Genomic DNA, 19,083 nt, shown 5'->3' with positions numbered 1-19,083 from the left:
TTGACAAGGTTCATAGTAAACTGCCTATGATTCCTTGTGGCAACCGGCTGCCTTCCACTAAAGCGTGGTTCAGGCCCTTGGCTTTGCGTCTCATGATTTCTCATGATTTGCCTTTTTCACTTGGTTATTTTTAACTGAGACTTTAACTCTATAATAAGCTGTCGAATCTAGTAGTGTGAATAGGTATAAAGAACTAGAATAGGTGATATTGACTATTATTGCGGGGATAAAGGCTTATTTATAACAATAAATCCCCTAAAGCTACAGTGAAAATGTGTTCACTGCAGCTTTAGGGGATTTCTTATGAACCTTTTTAACCATATCGGCCAATCAGTTAATTGTAATATCATCTGCAATTGGCGTTTCCATCATTCTTTTGACCTCTCTGAGATCATTGGTCTTGCCTAACGCCCACATCAATTTAGGAACAATCGCCTCTGTATTCATATCCTTCGATGAAATCATCAGCTCCCCGGCCGTGATTCGCCCTACCTCATAAAGCGTCCGGTCTTCGCCCTCTTCAAGACATTGCGTAGTCATAACGACAGCTACTCCCGATTGGAGAAGCTCATTGATTTTTAGAACAAGGCTTCTCCCTTGGTTTGGCACACCTCCAAGTCCGAAGCCTTCGATGATTACCCCCTTATAATGGTACTTAAGAAAGTCAAAAAGCTCCGGCTTTGTACCCGGGTGCAGTTTCAACAAAAAAACATCCGGGCATAAGGAAACCTCTAATTTCAACTCCGTGCTGCGTACCCTTGAAACGGGTTTATTGTACCTGATTTCGCCCCCTTCAATAAAAGCGGCGTATGGATGATTAATACTTTCAAAGGCATGATAGCTTCGGGTTCTCACTTTTACAGCTCTAGTCCCGTTAATCACCTTGCCGTCAAAAACAATAAATACGCCTCCGATGTCTTCGCAGGCAAAGCGTGCAGCGTCGACAATGTTTTTACCGGCATCGGTATTTTGATAATGAATAGGAACCTGAGAGCCAGTCATGACAACCGGCTTCGCGATATTTTGCAGCATATAGGAAAGGGCTGCAGCTGTATATCCCATCGTATCCGTTCCATGCGTGATGACAAATCCGTCATAATCTCCGTAATTCTCATAGACGGCCTCAGCTATACGCACCCAGCATTCGGGCTGCATATTTGTGCTGTCTATTTCCATCAGCGCTTTACTTTCAATTTTGTACCTGAAATTTTGTTCAAGTAAATAGCTCACTATTTCCGCATCCGTTATGCCCGGAATCAGTCCATTTGCCCCCGAGACCGATGCGATGGTTCCGCCTGTAGTCAGCAAAAGTATTTTTTTCATAAAAGTTTTCCAAGGAATGCTTTCGTACGTTCATGCTTCGGGAAATCAAATATTTCGGAGGGAGTCCCTTCTTCGACAATATATCCCCCATCCATAAAGATTACGCGGTCTGCCACTTCACGGGCGAAGCCCATTTCATGAGTGACGACAATCATCGTGATGCCTTCGCGGGCCAGCTCCTTCATGACCAGCAAAACCTCACCCACCATTTCGGGATCTAAGGCCGAGGTCGGCTCGTCGAACAACATAACACGGGGATTCATTGCTAAGGCTCGAGCAATAGCTACACGCTGCTTTTGTCCACCCGATAAACGGTCAGGGGATTCATCTTTTTTCTCCGCCAAGCCCACTTTTGCCAACAGCTCTACCGCTCTTTTCTCATTGAGCTGCTTATCCATTTTTTTAATGTATTTGGGGGCAAGCATAATATTTTTTAATACGGTTAAGTGGGGAAATAAATTAAAGCTCTGAAACACCATCCCTACATTTTCGCGTAATTTATCAATATTCGTTTTCGTTGAAGTGACTTCCACTTCACCGATCATAACCTTCCCGGACGTTACCTCCTCGAGAAGGTTCAGACACCTGAGGAATGTGCTTTTACCCGATCCTGACGGCCCGATAACGCAAACCACTTCTTTCTCCCGGATCGTTGTGGATATATCCTTGAGCACTTCCAACGAACCATATTTCTTTCTCAGGTTTTGTACAACAATCATTTTAGTTGAACCTCCTCTCAAGCAGACGGAATAAACGGGTTAATATATAGATGATCACGAAGTAAAGAACGCCGACGACACCCCATATTTCAAAAGAGCGAAAATTTGCAGAAATGATAATTTCCCCATTCTGTGTCAATTCCCGGATTCCAATGACAGACAGCAGGGAAGTATCTTTAAGGCTGATAATAAATTGGTTTACAAAAGCTGGGATCATTCGACGTAACGCTTGCGGTAATATAACCAGCCTCATCGTCATAAACCGGCTTAGCCCCAAAGAACGAGACGCTTCCACCTGGCCTTTATCAATGGATATGATACCGCCTCGAACAACTTCCGCAATATATGCGCCTGCATTTAAACTAAGTGCCGCAATTCCCCCAAGCTCTGCCGATATTCTAATGTCCAAAAGAGCGGGTAAGCCCAAATAAATAAAAAAGATCTGAACCAGCAGCGGCGTGCCCCGAATGAGGTCAACATAAAACGTTGCAGCACCTCGAAGGATTTTATTATTGGAGGTATTCATTAATCCTGCAATTAAGCCTATAACAAATGCTATACATAACGAAATGACTGCCAGCTTCAGCGTTATCAGAACACCTTGCAGCAATATCGGTAATGCTTCCAAAATAACTTGCAACGAGGACATCAATATATCCCCCCCTTCTTCTTGTGAATCGGTTATCTATTTTGCCGTTGTTCCTATATAGGTTTTAACAATTTCATCGTATTTCCCGTTTTCTTGCAGCTTTTTCAATCCATCGTTTAATTTTTTCAGCAGCTCTTCATTATCTTTACCGACAGCCATGCCATAAAAATCACCGTTCAACCGGTCTCCGACAACCTTCAAATTAGCATTTGGGTCAACTGCAATCTTGTACGAAATAACCGGGAAATCTTCCAGCGTAACGTCGGCGTTTTTATTGACAACCTCCTGGTACATCGTTGGGCTGTCGTCAAAGTATTTGATATCCGCACCGTATTTTTTCGCCAATTCCTCAGCCATCTTAGCGCCTGATGTTCCTTTTTTAATCGCAATGGTTTTCCCGGCCAAATCTTCCGGACTATTGATCGTCGTGTTGTCGGACCGAACGATAAGCGAAAGTCCCGCCTCGTAATACGGATCAGATAAGCTGACAACCTGTTTGCGCTCTTCTGTAATGCTAATGCCCGCAATAGCGCCATCCAATTGGCCCGCCGTAATAGCCGGGATAATCGCTTTAAAATCCATTGGTTTGAGTTCAACCTCAAAGCCCTCTACCTCGGCAATGGCGTTGATCAAATCGATATCAATGCCGATGTACTTGCCATCCTTTTCAAACTCGAAGGGAGGGTAGGTCGCATCAGTGCCAAACGTATATTTCTTAACCTCTTCCTTATTTGCTGCAGGCTCTGCCGTACCCCCAGATGTGCTTGCAGTGGACTTTTCATTTCCGCAGGCACTAAGCGTTAACGCGATTACGGCCCCCATCAACAGTAAAACGATCTTCTTCATATAACTCCCTCTTCTCTCTTCTTGTTTTTTTGTAAATTCGTTCTCTATCACGTCCTTATAGTACTTCCTCCGCTACAGCAACCTACAGCATCCTACAAAAATGATTACACGAAATGTAAATAAACCTTACACAAAAGCTTAATTTGATCCTCATGACAAAAAAAGAATTCGAACGTTCAATCTGAACCCTGACAGATTGAACATTCGAATTCTTTAATGATGGAATACGAAAAATGATTCAGCTTTTCTTTTTTTCCAGTACCTCTATATAAAAGACCTGCAGAAATTTTTTTATATTTACCTTCCCTTTTTCAGGCTGCTGCTCTTCGTCCATAACCTTCATTTTCATCCGAATATCTTGAAAATCAAAGTAAAGCGGAGCATAATATTCGAACTTCGGGTTACTATAATCAGTTAGACCGATAGAAGCCAAATGATTTAACGCAGCCATTACGGTCCGCCTGATCCGCTGCTCAATCGCTTTACTCTCTTTCTCTATATCGCTCTTGCTTTGTTTATAGGTTCGGGCTATGGACTCATACAATTCTTTTAGCGGCGGAAAGTCGGCAGCCTGCCGGTGTTCAATTAAATATTCCATTAAGGAAATGATATCTTTACTCCCGATTTCACCAATTATTCCGAGATCCATCAGAATAGGCTTCACGACTTCACGGGCTGTCGGTTCTCTACGAACCGGTGTTAATTCTACGGGATCGAACTTCGCTAAAGATTGCTTGATTTCAATAATTTGCCGCTCGTATTTCCGCCGTTCATTGACTTTCAACAAAACAGCTTCCACTTCCAAACGGTTTATCGGCTTATGGATAAAAAATTCAATCCCTCTTTGATAGGCTTGTCCTACCAATTCTTTATTTTCAATTTGCGAAATCATAATAAACTTTCCATTATAGCCTCTATCTTTCAATTGCGTTATCGTCTCGATCCCATCCTGATTAGGCATTAATAAATCAATCAACACAATATCCGGCTTCAGTTCAAGAATGATTTGGGTTCCCTCCATTCCTTCCTCCGCCGTACCTGCAACCTCACCAAGCTTGCAATGCTCAATAATGTTTTGCAGCATCCGCCTGCTAACTGCGTCGTCATCCACGATAACGAAAGATATCGACATCGGCTTCCCCCCCTTTTTGTAAAGCGGTTATTGGAATATGAACGAAAAACCGTGCACCGGCTGACTTCTCCGATGACTCCACTTCGATCTCGCCTCCGAAAGTATGAACAATATCGCGCACATGAGAAAGGCCGATCCCTGTTGCCGCAATTCCCTCTACATTAAATTTTGTCGTAAAACCCGGTTCAAAAATAATAGGAATATCTTTTGCGGAAATGCCTTCCCCTGAATCCGAAACAACAAAAATAAATTCTTTTTCCTTTTCAACAACTTGCACTCTTATTGTACCATGCTTCTCAATGGCTTCTACAGCATTGGATACCAGGTTGTTTAGTACCGTCAATATAGGAATATAATGCGGGGTAAAGAAGTTTGCTTCTACTTCTTTTACGATCACGATTCTTTTCTCCAGCATCTCGCTGTATTTTTGATTTCCTTTTACAACAAAATCGAGAATCTCCGACAGGCTCAGATCAACCACGATTTCAGTGTCATATAATTTCAACAAGCCTGCCAAAATACGCTGGGAGTCCTTCTTCACTTCGTGGATTTGCTGGGCAACCCCTAATGCTTGTCCACTGTAGCCGTTCAAGTTCTCTTCCTTTAATTTGCGTGAAAGATTAAAGCTATTTACGGTAATCGACTCAATCGTGTCCATTGATTTTTTTAAATAAAAGACTTCTCCATATAAACCCGCGCCGATATTTATCATTTGCTCCATCCGTTTTTGCTGCTCTGCGTGAAGGAAACGCATTTGACTAATCGAAATGCTGCTGTACAGTCCGATCACAAAATAACTTCGCACAACCGCTATGGCCAATAATTGAAACCATTCACCCAAATAAAATGCATGTGTATCAAGCAAAACACCTCGTATTAAGAGCTCAGTCACGTTAGAGGCAAAATCAATGACTGAAACAACCGCGCCTAACAGCAGAGGGTGAAACTCGTTTATTCTATTTTGAAACCTGCTCATTCCAAATGCAAAAACGACATAATAAATACCGGCCGCCAAGTTATTTTGTATGCTTTCCAATATAGAAAAAGCATTCGTAGCGATCATCCAATCTGCTGCCTGGAAGACCATACTAAATATTCCTGTCAGGATCCCGATCGTTAAATAAGGCAAGTGGCGCATAAATAGTAAGAAAAATAAAAAGATACTGACACCCAGACCGATACGGAAATAATCGCCGCTGAAGGGGTTAATCTTGAATTGCGCCCCAATCGCCGTAGCCAAAGCTATAACGATCATTTGCAGTCTTTCATTTTTGATAAGATTATTCATCCTTTGATCCGCCCCCGTTGAGAGTCAGACATCAATTCTCTTACATAAACCTATCTTCTTAATAAGATATATTCTAACATAGATTTCACATTTATAGAACAAAAGGACGAACAATAAGCACCTCAATAGAGGTGCCTTAAGTATTTATCTTATCTCTTATAGTTAAATGAATTTAGTCTCAAGCCTTCTTGCAATTAAGGATAACGCATAATTGACCGCGAAATACAGGAAGGCGGCGAGCAGGAGAACCGGGATTACATAATTATAACTTTGCCCGATGACAATTTTCGATTGATTCATCAGCTCCGGCAGTGAGATCACAACGGCCAACGAAGTGTCTTTCAATAAAGAGATAAATTGACTGACCAGCGGCGGCACCATACGCCGAAGCCCCTGCGGCAGCACAATATGCCAAAGGGTGCTTATGTAGCTCAATCCTGAAGAACGCGCCGCTTCGATTTGCCCCTTGTCAATGGAATTCAAGCCGCTGCGGACAATTTCAGATATCATAGCTCCTTCAAATAAGGTCAACGCAACAATCGCCGCGTATACAGGGCCAAGCTGAATACCGATATCCGGCAGCGCGAACCGCGCAAAGAAAATAATAAGGAGCAGCGGCAAATTGCGTAGAATTTCGACGAGTATACCTAGAACCGGCGATAGAACCGGAATCTTCGTATATCGGATGGTTCCGACAATACAACCGAGCACAAAGCTCAAAATAATCGAGATGAAAGCAACTTTTAGCGTCATATAAAAGCCTTCAAGAATAAACCTTAGATTATCGATTGAGAAAGCATTGGCAAAGTCCATCGTCCTCCTCCTTTCTAACCATTTTTAGCCAGTCTCCGTTCCAAATGAAGCGCCATGTAGCTTAATGGAAGCGTCATCACTAAGTAAAATAAAGCAACAAAAATATAGGTATCAAAGGTGGCATACGTTTTGCTGGCGACTTGATCACCAAAATACATGAGATCCAATCCGGCGATAACCCCGAGCACCGATGTATTTTTAACTAAATTGATGAACTGGTTGCTTAGCGGCGGAATGACGATTTTTAACGCTTGCGGAAGAACGACATACCGCATCGTTTGCACATACGTTAAACCGGAAGATTGTGCCGCTTCTGTCTGGCCTTTAGGCACGGACATAATGCCGGCACGGATGGCTTCCGCTATAAAGGTCGCTGTATACACCGTAAGTCCGATCGTTCCGCAGACAAATCCGCTTAATGTAATACCGAGCGAGGGCAGTCCGTAGAAAAAAACAAAGACAACAAGCAGAAGCGGTATGTTTCGGATAAATTCAACATAAACCGTACCCGCCCAGCGCAAAGGCTTAATGGAAGAAATGCGGAAAATCGCAATTAACGTACCCAGCACAAAGCTGCCGATCAAGGCAATAATGCTGGAGTAGATCGTGTTTATAAATCCTTCCATGTACACGTCAAAGTATTCGATTAGGATCGAGAAATCCGGCATGAGTATCCCCCTTGCAGTTCTGACATATAGAAGAAGGGTGGCCTCGGCCACCCGCCCTTATGTTTGGACTGTTTTATTCAGTCGGCGCTTCACCGATCCATTGCTCATAGATCTTAGCGTATTCGCCGCTTGATTTCATCGCTGCGAGCGCTTCATTAACGGCATCCACTAGCGCAGTCTCGCCTTTTTTGATCGCAATGCCGTACGGCTCATCCGTAAACGGTTCACCAACTACTTCGTAGCCGGGATCTTGCGCCATCATTCCGTACAGGATCGCGTTATCCGTTGTTAACGTATCCCCTTGACCCGCTTTAAGCGCGCTGAAAGCATCCTGGTAGTTATCAAACTCGAGCACGGTCGCATCCGGCGCTTTTTCTTTAATGTTATCCACGGAAGTGGAGCCTTTTACAGCCAAAACTTTCGTTCCCTTCGTAATGTCGCCGATACTTTTAATCGCGCTTCCCTTTTTCACAAGCAAAGACTGTCCTGCTTTAAAATACACGTCGGAGAAATCGACTTGTTCCTTCCGCTCTTCCGTAATCGTCATCGTCGCGATAATCAAATCAATCTCATTGTTATTCAACATCGGAATACGGGTTTTGGAGGTAACTTCCTTCAGCTCAACTTTAGTCTCATCTCCAAGAATGGCTTTAGAGAGCGCCTTCGCTATGTCCACGTCAAAGCCTTCGACTTCATTGTTCGCAGGGTTTTTCAGGCCAAACAGCTTGGTGTCGAACTTTACTCCGATAACCAGCTTATCTCTGGTTTTGATTTCATCAAGCAGCGTGGCTGGTGCTGCCGTCTCTTCGCTAGCACCAGCGCCAGCGCCGGAATTACTTTCAGCCGTATTTTTACTGCCGCCCCCGCACCCCGCTAATATAAATACCGACATTACAATCATCATCAAGCTGGCAGTCATCCATTTTTTCAACATCATTCATATCTCCCCTTTTATCTTAATGATTTAATACACGATTTAGAAACAAGCGTGCCCGCTCCTCGCGCGGATTGGAAAAAAATTCAGCTGGCGTTGCCTCCTCAATGATATGTCCTTTATCCATAAATACGACCCGATCGGCTACTTCCCGGGCGAAACCCATCTCGTGAGTCACAACGACCATCGTCATGCCCTCATTCGCCAATGTCTTCATAACGTCCAGCACCTCACCGACCATCTCCGGATCAAGCGCGGAGGTCGGTTCATCAAACAGCATCACTTGCGGCTTCATCGCCAGTCCCCTGGCAATCGCTACGCGCTGCTGCTGTCCTCCCGACAGCTGAGCAGGATACTGGTCCGCCTTTTCACCAATTCCGACCTTCTCCAAATAATACATGGCGGTTTTTTCAGCTTCCTGCTTCGTCAGGCCAAGCACTTTAATAGGGGCTAATGTAATATTGTCGATTACTTTCTTATGGGGATACAAATTGAAATGCTGAAACACCATCCCAATATCCCGCCTGAGCTTGTTAATCTCCGTCTTCTTGTCATTGACCGTAATATTGTTTACGGTCAGCTCACCGCTTGTGATGGTTTCCAAACGGTTAATACATCGCAGCATCGTGCTTTTACCGGAACCGGATGGTCCTACTACGACAACCACTTCCCCCTGCTCAATCTGAAGATTAATATCCTTGAGCACATGAAAATTACCGTAATGCTTCTCTACTTGCCGGAATAAGATCATTGGACCCTCTCCTTCCCCAACAACATCATTGAACTGCTTCGTTAGATATATGTCAGAAAACCTAACTTCAATACTACTGATAAACTACGTAAAACTATAAGATCCTACATTTTTTTAGATATTTTTCTAGCTTCACAAAGAAAAGCGTACCCACATGAATGGATACGCTTCTACTCTATGCCTAAGTTTTTACCCTAATGCTAAATGATTGGATTAAGGTCAAGGTTGTTTTCCTTGGCTTCCTTGATGATCTGTTTGCTTCTTAACTGTCCGCAAGCGGCATCAATGTCTGTCCCGTGCTCCAGGCGGACACTGACGCTAATGCTTTGCTTCTTCAGCGCGTCATAGAAGGCCGTTATGGACTCCTGCTCGCTTCTTTGATATTGGCTGTGCTCATCGACAGGGTTATAGGGGATTAAGTTAACATTGACGAGATCCCTTCTGCCGCTAAGCAGGTCGGCAAGCTCAAGGGCATGCTCCACGCGGTCATTAACATCTTTCAGCAGAATATATTCGATCGTAATTCTGCGCTTCGTCTTCTTCAGATAGTAATCGATGGATTGCATTAATTTCTCGATTGGAATCGCACGGTTTATTTTCATAATCCGCGTCCGAAGCTCATTATTTGGCGCATGCAAGGAGACCGCCAGGTTTACCTGCAAATTCGAATCGGTGAACTCAACGATCTTATCGGCAAGGCCGCTGGTCGATACGGTAATATGCCTTGCGCCAATGGCTAATCCTTTATGGTCTTTGACTACATTCAAGAAGTCGACCATGTTTTTAAAATTATCGAAAGGCTCGCCAATCCCCATCACCACGATGTGACTAACTTTTTCACCTTGCTGCGCTTTATCCAAATGAAGCTGGACCTTCATGATTTGCTCCACAATTTCACCGCTGGATAAATCTCGGCTTTTAGCTAGTAATCCGCTCGCACAGAAGCTGCAGCCGATGTTGCAGCCTACTTGCGTTGTGACGCAAACCGATAAGCCAAATTTATGCCGCATCAATACGGTTTCAATTAAATTGCCATCCTTCAGCTTGAACAAAAACTTATTCGTCCCGTCCACTGACTCCTGCTTCGAGTGCTCAGTTAGCGTTTGGATGGCAAAATGATCCGCTAATAATTGAATGCACTCCTCTTTGACATCAATCATGTCGGAGAATTCCGTTACCCGCTTCCGGTAAAGCCAATCCCACACCTGCAATGCCCGAAATTTCTTATGTCCGCGCTCCATAAGCCACGCTGTCAATTGATCTAATGTTAATCCGTATATGGATTCTTTACTCATTCGTTTTCCTCTTTTCAAAGCTTTTACTTAAGCTGCAGCCGAAGCTAATAATCTGTATCTTATTGTCCCAAAATTTCTTTATTAAAACAAGGGGAGGGGAATTAACGGGAAAACATCCAGCTAATTGATCTAATTGGTCAATATCGAAATCATATTAATGGAAAACATCCCTTTAATTTAATCCGATTCGTTCAATATCATGAAAAACCAAGGATTTACATGGAGGTTTTCCCTTTAAAGGGCACACCACATATTTTTGAAGACAAATGAACAGGAGGATTTCCCTTTAATTAAAGCTAGGGGCGACACCCAACCTATCATAAAGGAGGAGTCCTATCTTCCCTTCGTTCTATACAGCAAGAGATGCAGGAACATTATGATTCTTCTATTTTAAACGACCAAAGAGAATTCAATACTTTATTCTTTCAACATAAAGCTACAGCACATTACTACATCAGGAACTCGATTTTTGTTTGGAATGCCTTAAACCATTCCATGCCGTCAGCTTCCGGAGCGTCATTCTTTATCGCCCGTGAGAACGTTAAAAGTCAACAATATCAACGGTTTCCTTCTATTGCTTTTCCCCCTGCTTTAAGGAAACAGATCTGTTCCAGAGCCGACATACAGACAAAGATTTTTGTCTAAATATTTTTTTGTACTTGGTTCACAACTCGACACAACTTCTATTACAGGCTTGCTATAATCTAGTTAACTCTTAATACTAGTTTGGGGGGAATGGAATAATGGAAGCTATTTTATTCTTCATCTGGAATCTTATAATGACAGTCAAACGGGATCTCGCAAAACAGACTGCAAAACAGACCGATATGGGTAAACCGGCTTGCCTTGGCAAAATCTATTCATTTGAAGCTTATATGGTTAAGAAACAAACGGTATCCGTCCTGCCGGACAGGCAAAAGAATAATGAGACGCTGCAGCCGTTCATCCCTATACAGAAAAGCCCGCTCCGCAACCCGCGTACAGAATGGCAGATTTGGTGCGAGAATAATAGAATGTTATTCCAGAGTTCCGCTTAATTGTCGTATAACACGGCATTGACTGTAATTTGTTGTTGGTATAACGTGGTTAACCTATTATTTAATTGGGAGGAATGGAAAAATGAAAGCGATTTTCTTCTTTTTCTGGAATCTTATGAAGGTACTCACACAAACCAATGTCAAACAGACTGATAAAGGAACAGGACCTCTTGGCCAAATCTATTCGTTCGAAGCCCATATGATTAGGAAACAAACGTTATCCCCGTTGCCGCTGAGACAGAAGCAGCATTACAAAACGATGCAGCCGCCCACCCCTATGCAGGAAAGCCCGCACAATAACCCGCGTACCGACTGGCAGATTTGGTGCGAAAATAATAGAATGCTGTTTCAGAGCTCGGCTTGAGAGGCTATGTTCAGCTTAACATCAATTGGACAACATTGAAGGGCACCCCCATTCGGGTGCCCCGATAAACCTTTAATCATCTTCTAATAGTTCGGCCAATTCCTCGCGGTCCGCATCATCGGCCGTCTTATGAACGGTGCCGTAGGGATGCTCGGAAGGAGCGTAGATGCTGTAGATTTTGAGCGGTTTGCTGCCAGTATTGATGATGTTATGAAACATTCCGGCCGGAACCATAATTGCACTATCCGTATGTGCTTGTTGTTCGAAAGAGAGGTCATCTTCCCGAGGTCCCATTTGCACGAGTCCTTCACCGTCCTCAATCCGAAGAAACTGATCGATATTTTTGTGCACTTCCAGACCGACTTCGCCACCTACCTGAATAGACATGACCGTGACTTGCAGCTGCCGGCCGGTCCAGATTGCGGTGCGGAAATTTTCGTTTTCAATCGTCAGCCTTTTGATATCTTCCACGTACGGTTTGCGGCCAAAATCAGTCTTGCTATTATAATCGCGCTGCTGAGTAAAGAACAGGTAAGCCGCAAGCCCAACTGCCTGTAATCCTGTAATCGCAAAGACAATTTTAGCGCCAAAACCAGTCCATGTTAAACCAATCACGAGAGTACCTATAAGTGTAGCGACAGCCTGAAAGGCCATCATCACGCCAAGGCCCGAAGCGCGTTCTTCCTGCTTAATATGGAGCGACATCCAGGCACTCGTCAATCCTTCGTAAATGCTCTGGAAGACCGCATAAATAATGAAGGAGGCAAAGACGAGCAAGAGCGGCAGTTCATTTTGGCTTAGCAGCATATAGGTTGCGCCAAGCGATAACGCACCGATAGCAAAGGTTTTAGCAAATCCAATCCGATCGCTCAGTGAACCAAGGTAGTAGATGATTAGTGTGCCCGTTAGGTTGTAGGCTACATAGGCGCTAATAATCAGCAGATCACTGAGACCGAGCTCGCGGGCGCGGAGAAGCAGGTAAATGTCGGTGCTTTTAATCAGCGTTATGAGCGTAATGAGATACAGAATGCGTTTATAATTGGGTGAGGCTGCCCTGTAATGAGTCGTTAGGCGACGGTATAAGCCCTTAATACCGCCCTTTTCAGCTGCAGGCAGATCTGTCTTTTTCTTGGATTCCTTAATAAACCATCCGGCAACAACCGCACAGATACCTGGAATGACAGTAAGACCAATAATCAGCGGAATGTTTTCACTGTAAAAATACATAATCGCCAAGGTAATCAATGGACCGAGCGTCGCGCCAAGCGTATCGGCAGCGCGGTGAAACCCGAATACCCGGCCGCGATTCACAGGTGTGGAGACATCTGCGAGCAAGGCGTCACGCGGTGCATTACGCACACCCTTACCGAAACGGTCCAACAGACGGAAACCAAAAATCGCCCAATAGGTTGGAAACAGCCCCATCATCGGTTTAGCGAGCGCGGAAATGCTATAGCCGATATTCACCAGCCCTTTACGCTGCTGCAGATGATCGGAGTAGACGCCGCTTGCCAGCTTAATCACACCGGCAACAAGCTGTGTAATCCCTTCAATCAAACCAATTAGAATAATGCCGTAACCGATATCGCTGAGATAGAGCGGCATAATGGGATAAAGCATCTCGGTAGCGATATCCGTAAAAAAGCTGACGATCGACAAAACAATGACATTGCGGGATAAAAAGGAGACGGTTTTTCGTTTATTGTTTATATTCATCTTTTAATAGGCCAGTACAAAGGCTCCCCCTGCTACAATATTGTTTTCATCAGAAATACTAGTGAGTTTCGGGGTAGAGTTATATTCGGTTGTTTCGATACCCGGCGTTTGACTGTTTTTATTAACCCCCCACGCCCATACACGCCCCTCTTCGTCGAGTGCCAGGGAGAAGTCATGGCCGGCGGCAATACTCGTAATCACCGGCAGGCCCGCAACCACTTCAGGTTCAAACACCCCTTCAAGATTGCCAAGGTTTTTTCCCAGCTGCCCGGAGTTGTCGGCACCCCACGCCCACACCTTCCCGTCACTATCCAGCGCCATAGAGTGGCGTGTGCTGGTTGCGAGTTCCACGATACCTGACAGCCCCGGAATGGTCTCGGCCGGTACAATATCAGCCGTCGGATAGCCCAGCTGTCCATATGCATTACAGCCTTTTGACTTGACTGTGCCGTCTGCTTGCAGCGCCAGTACATGGCCAAAGCCCGCCACAATTTGGGTGCTGCCTGCCAATTCAGGAATTTCAATAGGCGTCAGGCTGCTTACGGCCACAAATCCCTGAAACTCACAAAGCTCCTGCGTGTCGCTGCTGCTCGGGTCGGCGTTCGCATCAACATAATAACTAATACCAGTGGCCGACTGGCCGATCAGCTGCATGAGTTCGGCAAACGTCCGTTTGGTGTCCTTCTCACACTTGGCGCCCCAGCCGTAAACTTTTTCATCAGCAAGCGTCACTAGCGAGAAACGGTGTCCGGCGGTTATGCTGGTGACTTTGCCCGGCAAACTAATTTGGGTTGGTTTGCGCAGATCAGCCCGGTCGCCCGTACCAAGCTGCCCGGCGATATTATTGCCCCAGACCCAAACATTGCCGTCACTATCCAGCGCCAAACTATGTCGAAAGCCTGCGCTAATTGCAGTAATTGGGGGAAGTCCCGCAATCTTTTGCGGACCGCTCACAATACCCTTGGCGCTGTTAATACCGACTTGTCCGTAAGTATTATCGCCCCAGGCATAAACCGTACCATTCTCAGTCAGCGCAAGCGAATGGTCAAAGCCCGCTACCACCTGCGAGACTTTTTCGGGAATATCAATCCTGCTGCTCGTGCCGCTTGTTGAATAATTGGCGAGCTGGCCGTGGGCATTTTTGCCGTTACCCGAGATGACTGTCTCACTGGTTACGCTTTTTGGAAACAAGCTATAAACGACGCCAGCAACCACGGCGAAAGCTGCAACCGCAAAGATAACCGTATACGGGGTAATCTGTCTTCTCATATACTAGTTAGCTGCGATTCGGTAATTAAAGGTAGTAGTAGGCACGCCGTCAACAGTGGTGAAGGTAACTTGGTTGTATGCCGGCAAGCTTTGGGCAATATTATCCTCATCAGCGGTCATATCGTCACCTTCCAGACTTGGAATGATCAGCTGAGTAATCACGCCTTTGTAACCATCTGCCGTTGTGTTGGTATGAATATGGCGCGTACGGCCTCTGTATTCGCCTGGATAAATGGTCGTGTATTCGTAGTAACCGTTCTCGTCGGTCAGTACATAGCCGCGAAGCGATATCTCACTTTCACTATAGCCGCTGGCTGCACCATTGGAATTGGGGTGGTAATTGCCGCTATCGTCTGCATGCCAAATCTCAACCTTGGCGCCCGCGACCGGTGTTGTGCCCGTTTCACCCGCATAGACATAACCCTGCACCTTGATTGCTTCGCCCGTTAGGCTGTCATAGTTCAGATTGCCTTCAGTCAACTCCTTAGTGCCAGTAACATAATAGGGACCTTGGGTAACCTGCTGGGTAAGTCCGCTATCATCGGCTGCTTCTGTTGTGTCGGTTTCTGTAGATGTATCGTTAGTAGATGGTGTGTTGCTGCTATTTGACGGTTCGGCAGAATCGTCGGGAGCTTCTGTTGGAGCATTGTCGGCAGACGTGTCATTAGCGGATGGCGTGTTAGCGCTATTTGACGGCTCAGGGGAATTGCTTGTTGAACATCCTCCAATAATTAGCATCCCTGCTAGGATTGCAATAATAAGTGCTTTTTGTTTTTTCATAGGTAACATTCCTTCCTTTATGTTCATTCTAATAACATATTTTTACATGATTATAGCATGTGAAAAGCTATTTTCACCTGAAGGTTTACTGAATGTTTAGAGCTAATGATTTTGAAGGCACGATCAATAATAGCTAAAAAAAACAGAGCCGCCTGACCGGAATGATCCGATCAAGCGGCTCTGTGTAGTTCTGGCCTGCTCTGCGAGCGGGATGGCTTAAGATGGGTAGCTCATATTCAGCCACTTTTTATTTGACCATACAAGTTTACCTGCACCTGCACCGTCAGCAGCAGTAAGTCTTGCTTTCAAACTATCCGGATCGTCTGCCGTATAACTGTATGGCAACGATGCGAATCCATTCCAAGCAAAAGTCTTGATATCGGCCGGCACAGGTGAGAGCGGGCTATCGGGAGAATCACTATTCCCTCGATACGTTGTTCCATCCAACGAATGAATCGTATCAAGCGCCAAAATTTTACCTGTATAGGCAGCATTGTCCACAAAAGCCTGATTATTACGCAGCGGATAAACGACATCTATAATGACGGATTTCTCAAGCAAAACGGCCCCATTTTCTGTAGAAATTGCTCCGTTGCTCGTTATCCCAAAATGGTACCATTTGGAGGTAATTTCCTTTTCCATATCGTAGGTTATCCGTCTCTTCGCTTCTCGCGCGCCTGCGTTATCCATTACGATATTATAGGCGTGAACATTTCCTGCGCGAAGGCGGGGCATACGATCCTGCACATCTTGATAATAGTTGTGATGCAGAGTCACTTCAAGTTCGGCATTATCCGCTGCGAATTCGGTCGCCCCGATCAGATGTCCCTTCTTTTGGCTTGACGCGACCGCGATGATATCATTCTTGCTTAAACCTACTGCTCCGCTTCGTAAATAAGCATACATTGGGTAAGCAGGTAAATTGGATTCCATTGCATCTATCTGCTGCGTTACCCAGCTGTAAGCGCTTCTGTCATCACCTACAAATTTCGACCATGAGATGGTGACGCCCTTACTGCCTTTTTTTACATCAACAAGTCCGTCATAGGCTTTATTGAACGTACAATGATCGATCCAAACTTTGCTGCTGGTTTCTACTGTTATATAGTCCCAGTCGTTTCTGTCGTAATTGCCTTTTGTCGCTTCATCCCATTCCCACAGTTCATCGAACTCGAGATTACGTAGAATGACGTTTGAGCTTCTTTTAAATGTAAAGGCCGCATGTTTAATTTTGGCGCCATTGGCCGAAAAAATCGTTAAACCATTAAAGCTGTCAATGGTAATTTTGCTGATCCCCGTCTCGATTAATACCGGGTGGGTTAAAGCGCTGTTATGAGCGCTGAAAGGAGACACTTTCGCTGAGACGGGAAGTTCGTTCCACCCCAGGTCGAGGTCATTCATGATTTCAATAACTTTATATCCTGATCCTATCCTTAGTGCAACGGCAAGGTCCGCTGCATCATACACTTTCATATAACGGGAATCCGTTTCTGAAATGGCCCCTCCTCCCGTATTACCATCGGCAAATCCGGTGAGATTGTAATTGTTACCGTACACTTGATCCGTTACTGTTGGTGTTGGTGTTGGTGTTGGTGTTGGTGTTGGTGTTGGTGTTGGTGTTGGTGTCGGTGTTGCTGTCGGTGTTGCTGTTGGTGCAGGTGCAGGTGTTACTGTTGGTGATGGCTCTGAGAAGGCTTCCGAAACGATCACATTATCAAACTTCGCAATTGATTTAAAAGTGACCAAGCCTGCAGCACCGGCTGTTAAGCTGGAATCAACAGCGGAGAGCTCTAGCTTGCCGTTTACATACATATTGATGGACGTTCCGCTCATTTCGAGTTTCACGTTATACCAGTTGCTGGTGGTAAGACTGTAATTGGACTTGCTTGCCAAGGTTGTAGAGGATCCGCTAACCTTTTTTCTAATTTCCAACGTGCCGCCATTGCTATTATACAAGGATGCCGCATAGTAATTGTTGCCGTCTTTGTATCTTCCCGTAACATAGGTCCTTGTCGATCCATTGAAGTTCACGATTTTCATATCGGCTGTCACCGAATAATCCGTCCAAGACGGGCTGCCAGCTGTATTGCGCCCTTCACTAGTGCTGGATTGATAGTAAACATAATTACCATTCTCATTCAATACTGACCAGCTTCCGGTGGTTGGCGACCAATTGTCGGCCCTTCCATCATCGAAACCGTCTTGCAGAAAGGTAGCTGCACTTGCTGGACTAACAAAAACCAGCGATAGAACAAGGGCGAGACTTAGAACTATAATCGAAATTTTATACAACTTCCCAACTTTCATTAACTTTCCTCCAAATATATCTATTTATTTTTTACTATATTAATATCGGTAATACAATTTATAATTTTATATAGTCTATTGGACCTCTTTTCTATCATGAAATTAGGAGTAAATTACTAAATGGATAATTTTACTTATAATTTATTTATTTTAAAATAGTTATCATACATAAACCAATTTCGTCAGTAGAGCCTGGATAACCGGATGTCGATGATTTTCCGTTCGGAGAAAAACATTTTCATCTGTTCGATGGCATCGTCAATATACGACGGTTCCATGATTGATATATCGAGAAGGGAAAAAAACGTTCTGGCATTCTCGTAATGCACCATCGCGCCTCATCCGGTCGGCTTCCGGTTCCGTAGACACTTGACATCCGGATCTGCAGCATTTATTATCTACTTGAACTGTTATGTTTTTATTTACAGTTAGCAACATACATCATAGATTACTTGACTTGCTTCATATCTGTCTGAATGGCTTTACCGCTTAAGAATCATACTAAACAAAAACAATTTGGAGGGAATCATTATGAGTCAACAAGCTGTAAACTCGGAAGTTTTGAAAGTTCTTGCAGAACGTCACTCGGTCAAAGAATACCAAGCCGGGCATAAAATGCCTAAAGAACATCTGGAACAATTGCTCCTTTCTGCTACGCAAGCACCATCCTCTTGGAATTTGCAGCATTGGAAATTCATCGTTATCGAGGATCAAGCTTACAAAGAAAAGCTGCATCCGATCGCATACGGTCAAAAACAAATCGTTGATAGTTCCGTGGTTATCGCTGTTCTAGGCGATCTGGAAGCCAACAAAAATGTGGAGAGCGTATTTGGTCCTCTTGTTGCTGCAGGCCATATGCCTAAAGAGCTTAAAGATACTCTTGCCGGCCAAATCGAAGGTGCGTACCAGCATCCGCAGGTTCCACGCGATGAAGCGATCCGCAACGCTTCTTTAGCTGCTATGCAGCTCATGATCGCCGCGAAGGCTCTTGGTTACGATACATGCCCGATGGGCGGATATGACGCCGCTCGTTTTGCTAAAGAATTCAATGTACCTGAGCGTTACGTACCTGTTATGCTGATCAGCGTAGGCTTAGCAGCCACTCCGGCCAGAGGATCCTCAAGACTTACCTTGGATCAGGTAACAGTGTCCAACACGTTCTAACAGCTCCTCACAAAAAATATTAAACAAA

General features: G+C 44.7%; 18 protein-coding genes and 1 riboswitch. Of the genes, 3 read left to right on the top strand and 15 right to left on the bottom strand.

The window, feature by feature from the left end:
• Positions 1-35: 35 nt before the first annotated feature.
• Positions 36-122: riboswitch (cyclic di-GMP riboswitch) on the bottom strand.
• Positions 123-330: 208 nt separating this feature from the next.
• The 11 genes from DFP97_RS21310 to rlmN all read right to left on the bottom strand — a co-directional run bounded on the left by DFP97_RS21310 (position 331) and on the right by rlmN (position 10,418).
• Positions 331-1,323: an asparaginase gene (locus DFP97_RS21310; RefSeq protein ID WP_114382209.1), complete on the bottom strand. Its 993-nt coding sequence runs from the start codon at positions 1,321-1,323 to the stop codon at positions 331-333.
• Positions 1,320-2,042, bottom strand: a complete 723-nt coding sequence (locus DFP97_RS21305) for an amino acid ABC transporter ATP-binding protein (protein ID WP_114382208.1) — start codon at positions 2,040-2,042, stop codon at positions 1,320-1,322. Before DFP97_RS21305 ends, DFP97_RS21310 begins: the two co-directional genes overlap by 4 nt.
• A 1-nt stretch (position 2,043) precedes the next feature.
• Positions 2,044-2,694, bottom strand: coding sequence for an amino acid ABC transporter permease (locus DFP97_RS21300; RefSeq protein ID WP_114382207.1), 651 nt, complete (start codon positions 2,692-2,694; stop codon positions 2,044-2,046).
• A 33-nt stretch (positions 2,695-2,727) separates the two neighbouring features.
• Positions 2,728-3,537: a transporter substrate-binding domain-containing protein gene (locus DFP97_RS21295; protein WP_114382206.1), complete on the bottom strand. Its 810-nt coding sequence runs from the start codon at positions 3,535-3,537 to the stop codon at positions 2,728-2,730.
• A 238-nt stretch (positions 3,538-3,775) separates the two neighbouring features.
• The gene (locus DFP97_RS21290; RefSeq protein WP_181873616.1) at positions 3,776-4,669 is read right to left on the bottom strand and encodes a response regulator; all 894 of its coding nucleotides are present in this window, start codon (positions 4,667-4,669) and stop codon (positions 3,776-3,778) included.
• Complete coding sequence (locus DFP97_RS21285) at positions 4,641-5,957, bottom strand: ATP-binding protein (RefSeq protein WP_114382205.1); 1,317 nt, start codon at positions 5,955-5,957, stop codon at positions 4,641-4,643. The genes DFP97_RS21290 and DFP97_RS21285 overlap by 29 nt, the downstream gene beginning before the upstream one ends.
• Before the next feature lie 162 nt (positions 5,958-6,119).
• The gene (locus DFP97_RS21280) at positions 6,120-6,770 is read right to left on the bottom strand and encodes an amino acid ABC transporter permease (RefSeq protein WP_114382204.1); all 651 of its coding nucleotides are present in this window, start codon (positions 6,768-6,770) and stop codon (positions 6,120-6,122) included.
• 14 nt (positions 6,771-6,784) lie between these two features.
• A complete protein-coding gene (locus DFP97_RS21275; protein WP_114382203.1) occupies positions 6,785-7,438 on the bottom strand; it encodes an amino acid ABC transporter permease in 654 nt (217 codons plus the stop codon).
• Positions 7,439-7,511: 73 nt separating this feature from the next.
• Positions 7,512-8,375 carry an ABC transporter substrate-binding protein gene (locus tag DFP97_RS21270; RefSeq protein ID WP_114382202.1) on the bottom strand — a complete coding sequence of 288 codons (864 nt, stop codon included), beginning with the start codon at positions 8,373-8,375 and terminating at the stop codon, positions 7,512-7,514.
• 19 nt (positions 8,376-8,394) lie between these two features.
• Complete coding sequence (locus DFP97_RS21265) at positions 8,395-9,123, bottom strand: amino acid ABC transporter ATP-binding protein (RefSeq protein ID WP_114382201.1); 729 nt, start codon at positions 9,121-9,123, stop codon at positions 8,395-8,397.
• Positions 9,124-9,323: 200 nt separating this feature from the next.
• Positions 9,324-10,418, bottom strand: coding sequence for a dual-specificity RNA methyltransferase RlmN (gene rlmN / locus DFP97_RS21260; protein ID WP_114382200.1), 1,095 nt, complete (start codon positions 10,416-10,418; stop codon positions 9,324-9,326).
• A 743-nt stretch (positions 10,419-11,161) separates the two neighbouring features.
• On the opposite strand from rlmN, the gene DFP97_RS21250 reads away from it, so the two are divergent.
• Together DFP97_RS21250 and DFP97_RS21245 are read left to right on the top strand one after the other, a co-directional pair.
• Positions 11,162-11,455 (top strand): hypothetical protein, encoded by a 294-nt coding sequence (locus tag DFP97_RS21250; RefSeq protein WP_114382198.1) that lies wholly within the window; start codon positions 11,162-11,164, stop codon positions 11,453-11,455.
• Between the two features lie 82 nt (positions 11,456-11,537).
• Positions 11,538-11,819, top strand: coding sequence for a hypothetical protein (locus tag DFP97_RS21245; RefSeq protein WP_114382197.1), 282 nt, complete (start codon positions 11,538-11,540; stop codon positions 11,817-11,819).
• A 72-nt stretch (positions 11,820-11,891) separates the two neighbouring features.
• Here the strand turns inward: DFP97_RS21245 and DFP97_RS21240 are convergent, their stop codons facing one another.
• The 4 genes from DFP97_RS21240 to DFP97_RS21225 all read right to left on the bottom strand — a co-directional run bounded on the left by DFP97_RS21240 (position 11,892) and on the right by DFP97_RS21225 (position 17,891).
• Complete coding sequence (locus DFP97_RS21240; protein ID WP_114382196.1) at positions 11,892-13,535, bottom strand: MFS transporter; 1,644 nt, start codon at positions 13,533-13,535, stop codon at positions 11,892-11,894.
• A 3-nt stretch (positions 13,536-13,538) separates the two neighbouring features.
• Positions 13,539-14,804, bottom strand: a complete 1,266-nt coding sequence (locus DFP97_RS21235; RefSeq protein ID WP_114382195.1) for an RCC1 domain-containing protein — start codon at positions 14,802-14,804, stop codon at positions 13,539-13,541.
• 3 nt (positions 14,805-14,807) lie between these two features.
• Entirely contained in the window at positions 14,808-15,584 is a 777-nt protein-coding gene (locus DFP97_RS21230) for a dioxygenase family protein (RefSeq protein WP_181873615.1), read from the bottom strand.
• Between the two features lie 216 nt (positions 15,585-15,800).
• Complete coding sequence (locus DFP97_RS21225; protein WP_114382193.1) at positions 15,801-17,891, bottom strand: pectate lyase family protein; 2,091 nt, start codon at positions 17,889-17,891, stop codon at positions 15,801-15,803.
• A 531-nt stretch (positions 17,892-18,422) separates the two neighbouring features.
• Here DFP97_RS21225 and DFP97_RS21220 point away from each other — a divergent pair.
• Positions 18,423-19,055: a nitroreductase family protein gene (locus DFP97_RS21220; RefSeq protein WP_114382192.1), complete on the top strand. Its 633-nt coding sequence runs from the start codon at positions 18,423-18,425 to the stop codon at positions 19,053-19,055.
• The last annotated feature ends 28 nt before the right edge of the window (positions 19,056-19,083 follow it).

The sequence above is a fragment of the Paenibacillus prosopidis genome (assembly GCF_003337375.1).
Lineage (GTDB): Bacteria > Bacillota > Bacilli > Paenibacillales > Paenibacillaceae > Pristimantibacillus > Pristimantibacillus prosopidis.
Note: the sequence above shows the minus strand (reverse complement) of the source record. Positions and strands in the feature narration are given on the sequence as shown.

Excerpts from the sequence above, each read along its gene's own strand:
- DFP97_RS21285 (WP_114382205.1), bottom strand. The coding sequence starts at position 5,957 with ATGAATAATCTTATCAAAAATGAAAGACTGCAAATGATCGTTATAGCT.
- DFP97_RS21280 (WP_114382204.1), bottom strand. The coding sequence starts at position 6,770 with ATGGACTTTGCCAATGCTTTCTCAATCGATAATCTAAGGTTTATTCTT.
- DFP97_RS21235 (WP_114382195.1), bottom strand. The coding sequence starts at position 14,804 with ATGAGAAGACAGATTACCCCGTATACGGTTATCTTTGCGGTTGCAGCT.
- DFP97_RS21225 (WP_114382193.1), bottom strand. The coding sequence starts at position 17,891 with ATGAAAGTTGGGAAGTTGTATAAAATTTCGATTATAGTTCTAAGTCTC.
- DFP97_RS21220 (WP_114382192.1), top strand. The coding sequence starts at position 18,423 with ATGAGTCAACAAGCTGTAAACTCGGAAGTTTTGAAAGTTCTTGCAGAA.
- DFP97_RS21290 (WP_181873616.1), bottom strand. The coding sequence starts at position 4,669 with ATGTCGATATCTTTCGTTATCGTGGATGACGACGCAGTTAGCAGGCGG.
- DFP97_RS21275 (WP_114382203.1), bottom strand. The coding sequence starts at position 7,438 with ATGCCGGATTTCTCGATCCTAATCGAATACTTTGACGTGTACATGGAA.
- rlmN (WP_114382200.1), bottom strand. The coding sequence starts at position 10,418 with ATGAGTAAAGAATCCATATACGGATTAACATTAGATCAATTGACAGCG.
- DFP97_RS21295 (WP_114382206.1), bottom strand. The coding sequence starts at position 3,537 with ATGAAGAAGATCGTTTTACTGTTGATGGGGGCCGTAATCGCGTTAACG.
- DFP97_RS21230 (WP_181873615.1), bottom strand. The coding sequence starts at position 15,584 with ATGAAAAAACAAAAAGCACTTATTATTGCAATCCTAGCAGGGATGCTA.
- DFP97_RS21310 (WP_114382209.1), bottom strand. The coding sequence starts at position 1,323 with ATGAAAAAAATACTTTTGCTGACTACAGGCGGAACCATCGCATCGGTC.
- DFP97_RS21245 (WP_114382197.1), top strand. The coding sequence starts at position 11,538 with ATGAAAGCGATTTTCTTCTTTTTCTGGAATCTTATGAAGGTACTCACA.
- DFP97_RS21240 (WP_114382196.1), bottom strand. The coding sequence starts at position 13,535 with ATGAATATAAACAATAAACGAAAAACCGTCTCCTTTTTATCCCGCAAT.
- DFP97_RS21305 (WP_114382208.1), bottom strand. The coding sequence starts at position 2,042 with ATGATTGTTGTACAAAACCTGAGAAAGAAATATGGTTCGTTGGAAGTG.
- DFP97_RS21265 (WP_114382201.1), bottom strand. The coding sequence starts at position 9,123 with ATGATCTTATTCCGGCAAGTAGAGAAGCATTACGGTAATTTTCATGTG.
- DFP97_RS21250 (WP_114382198.1), top strand. The coding sequence starts at position 11,162 with ATGGAAGCTATTTTATTCTTCATCTGGAATCTTATAATGACAGTCAAA.
- DFP97_RS21270 (WP_114382202.1), bottom strand. The coding sequence starts at position 8,375 with ATGATGTTGAAAAAATGGATGACTGCCAGCTTGATGATGATTGTAATG.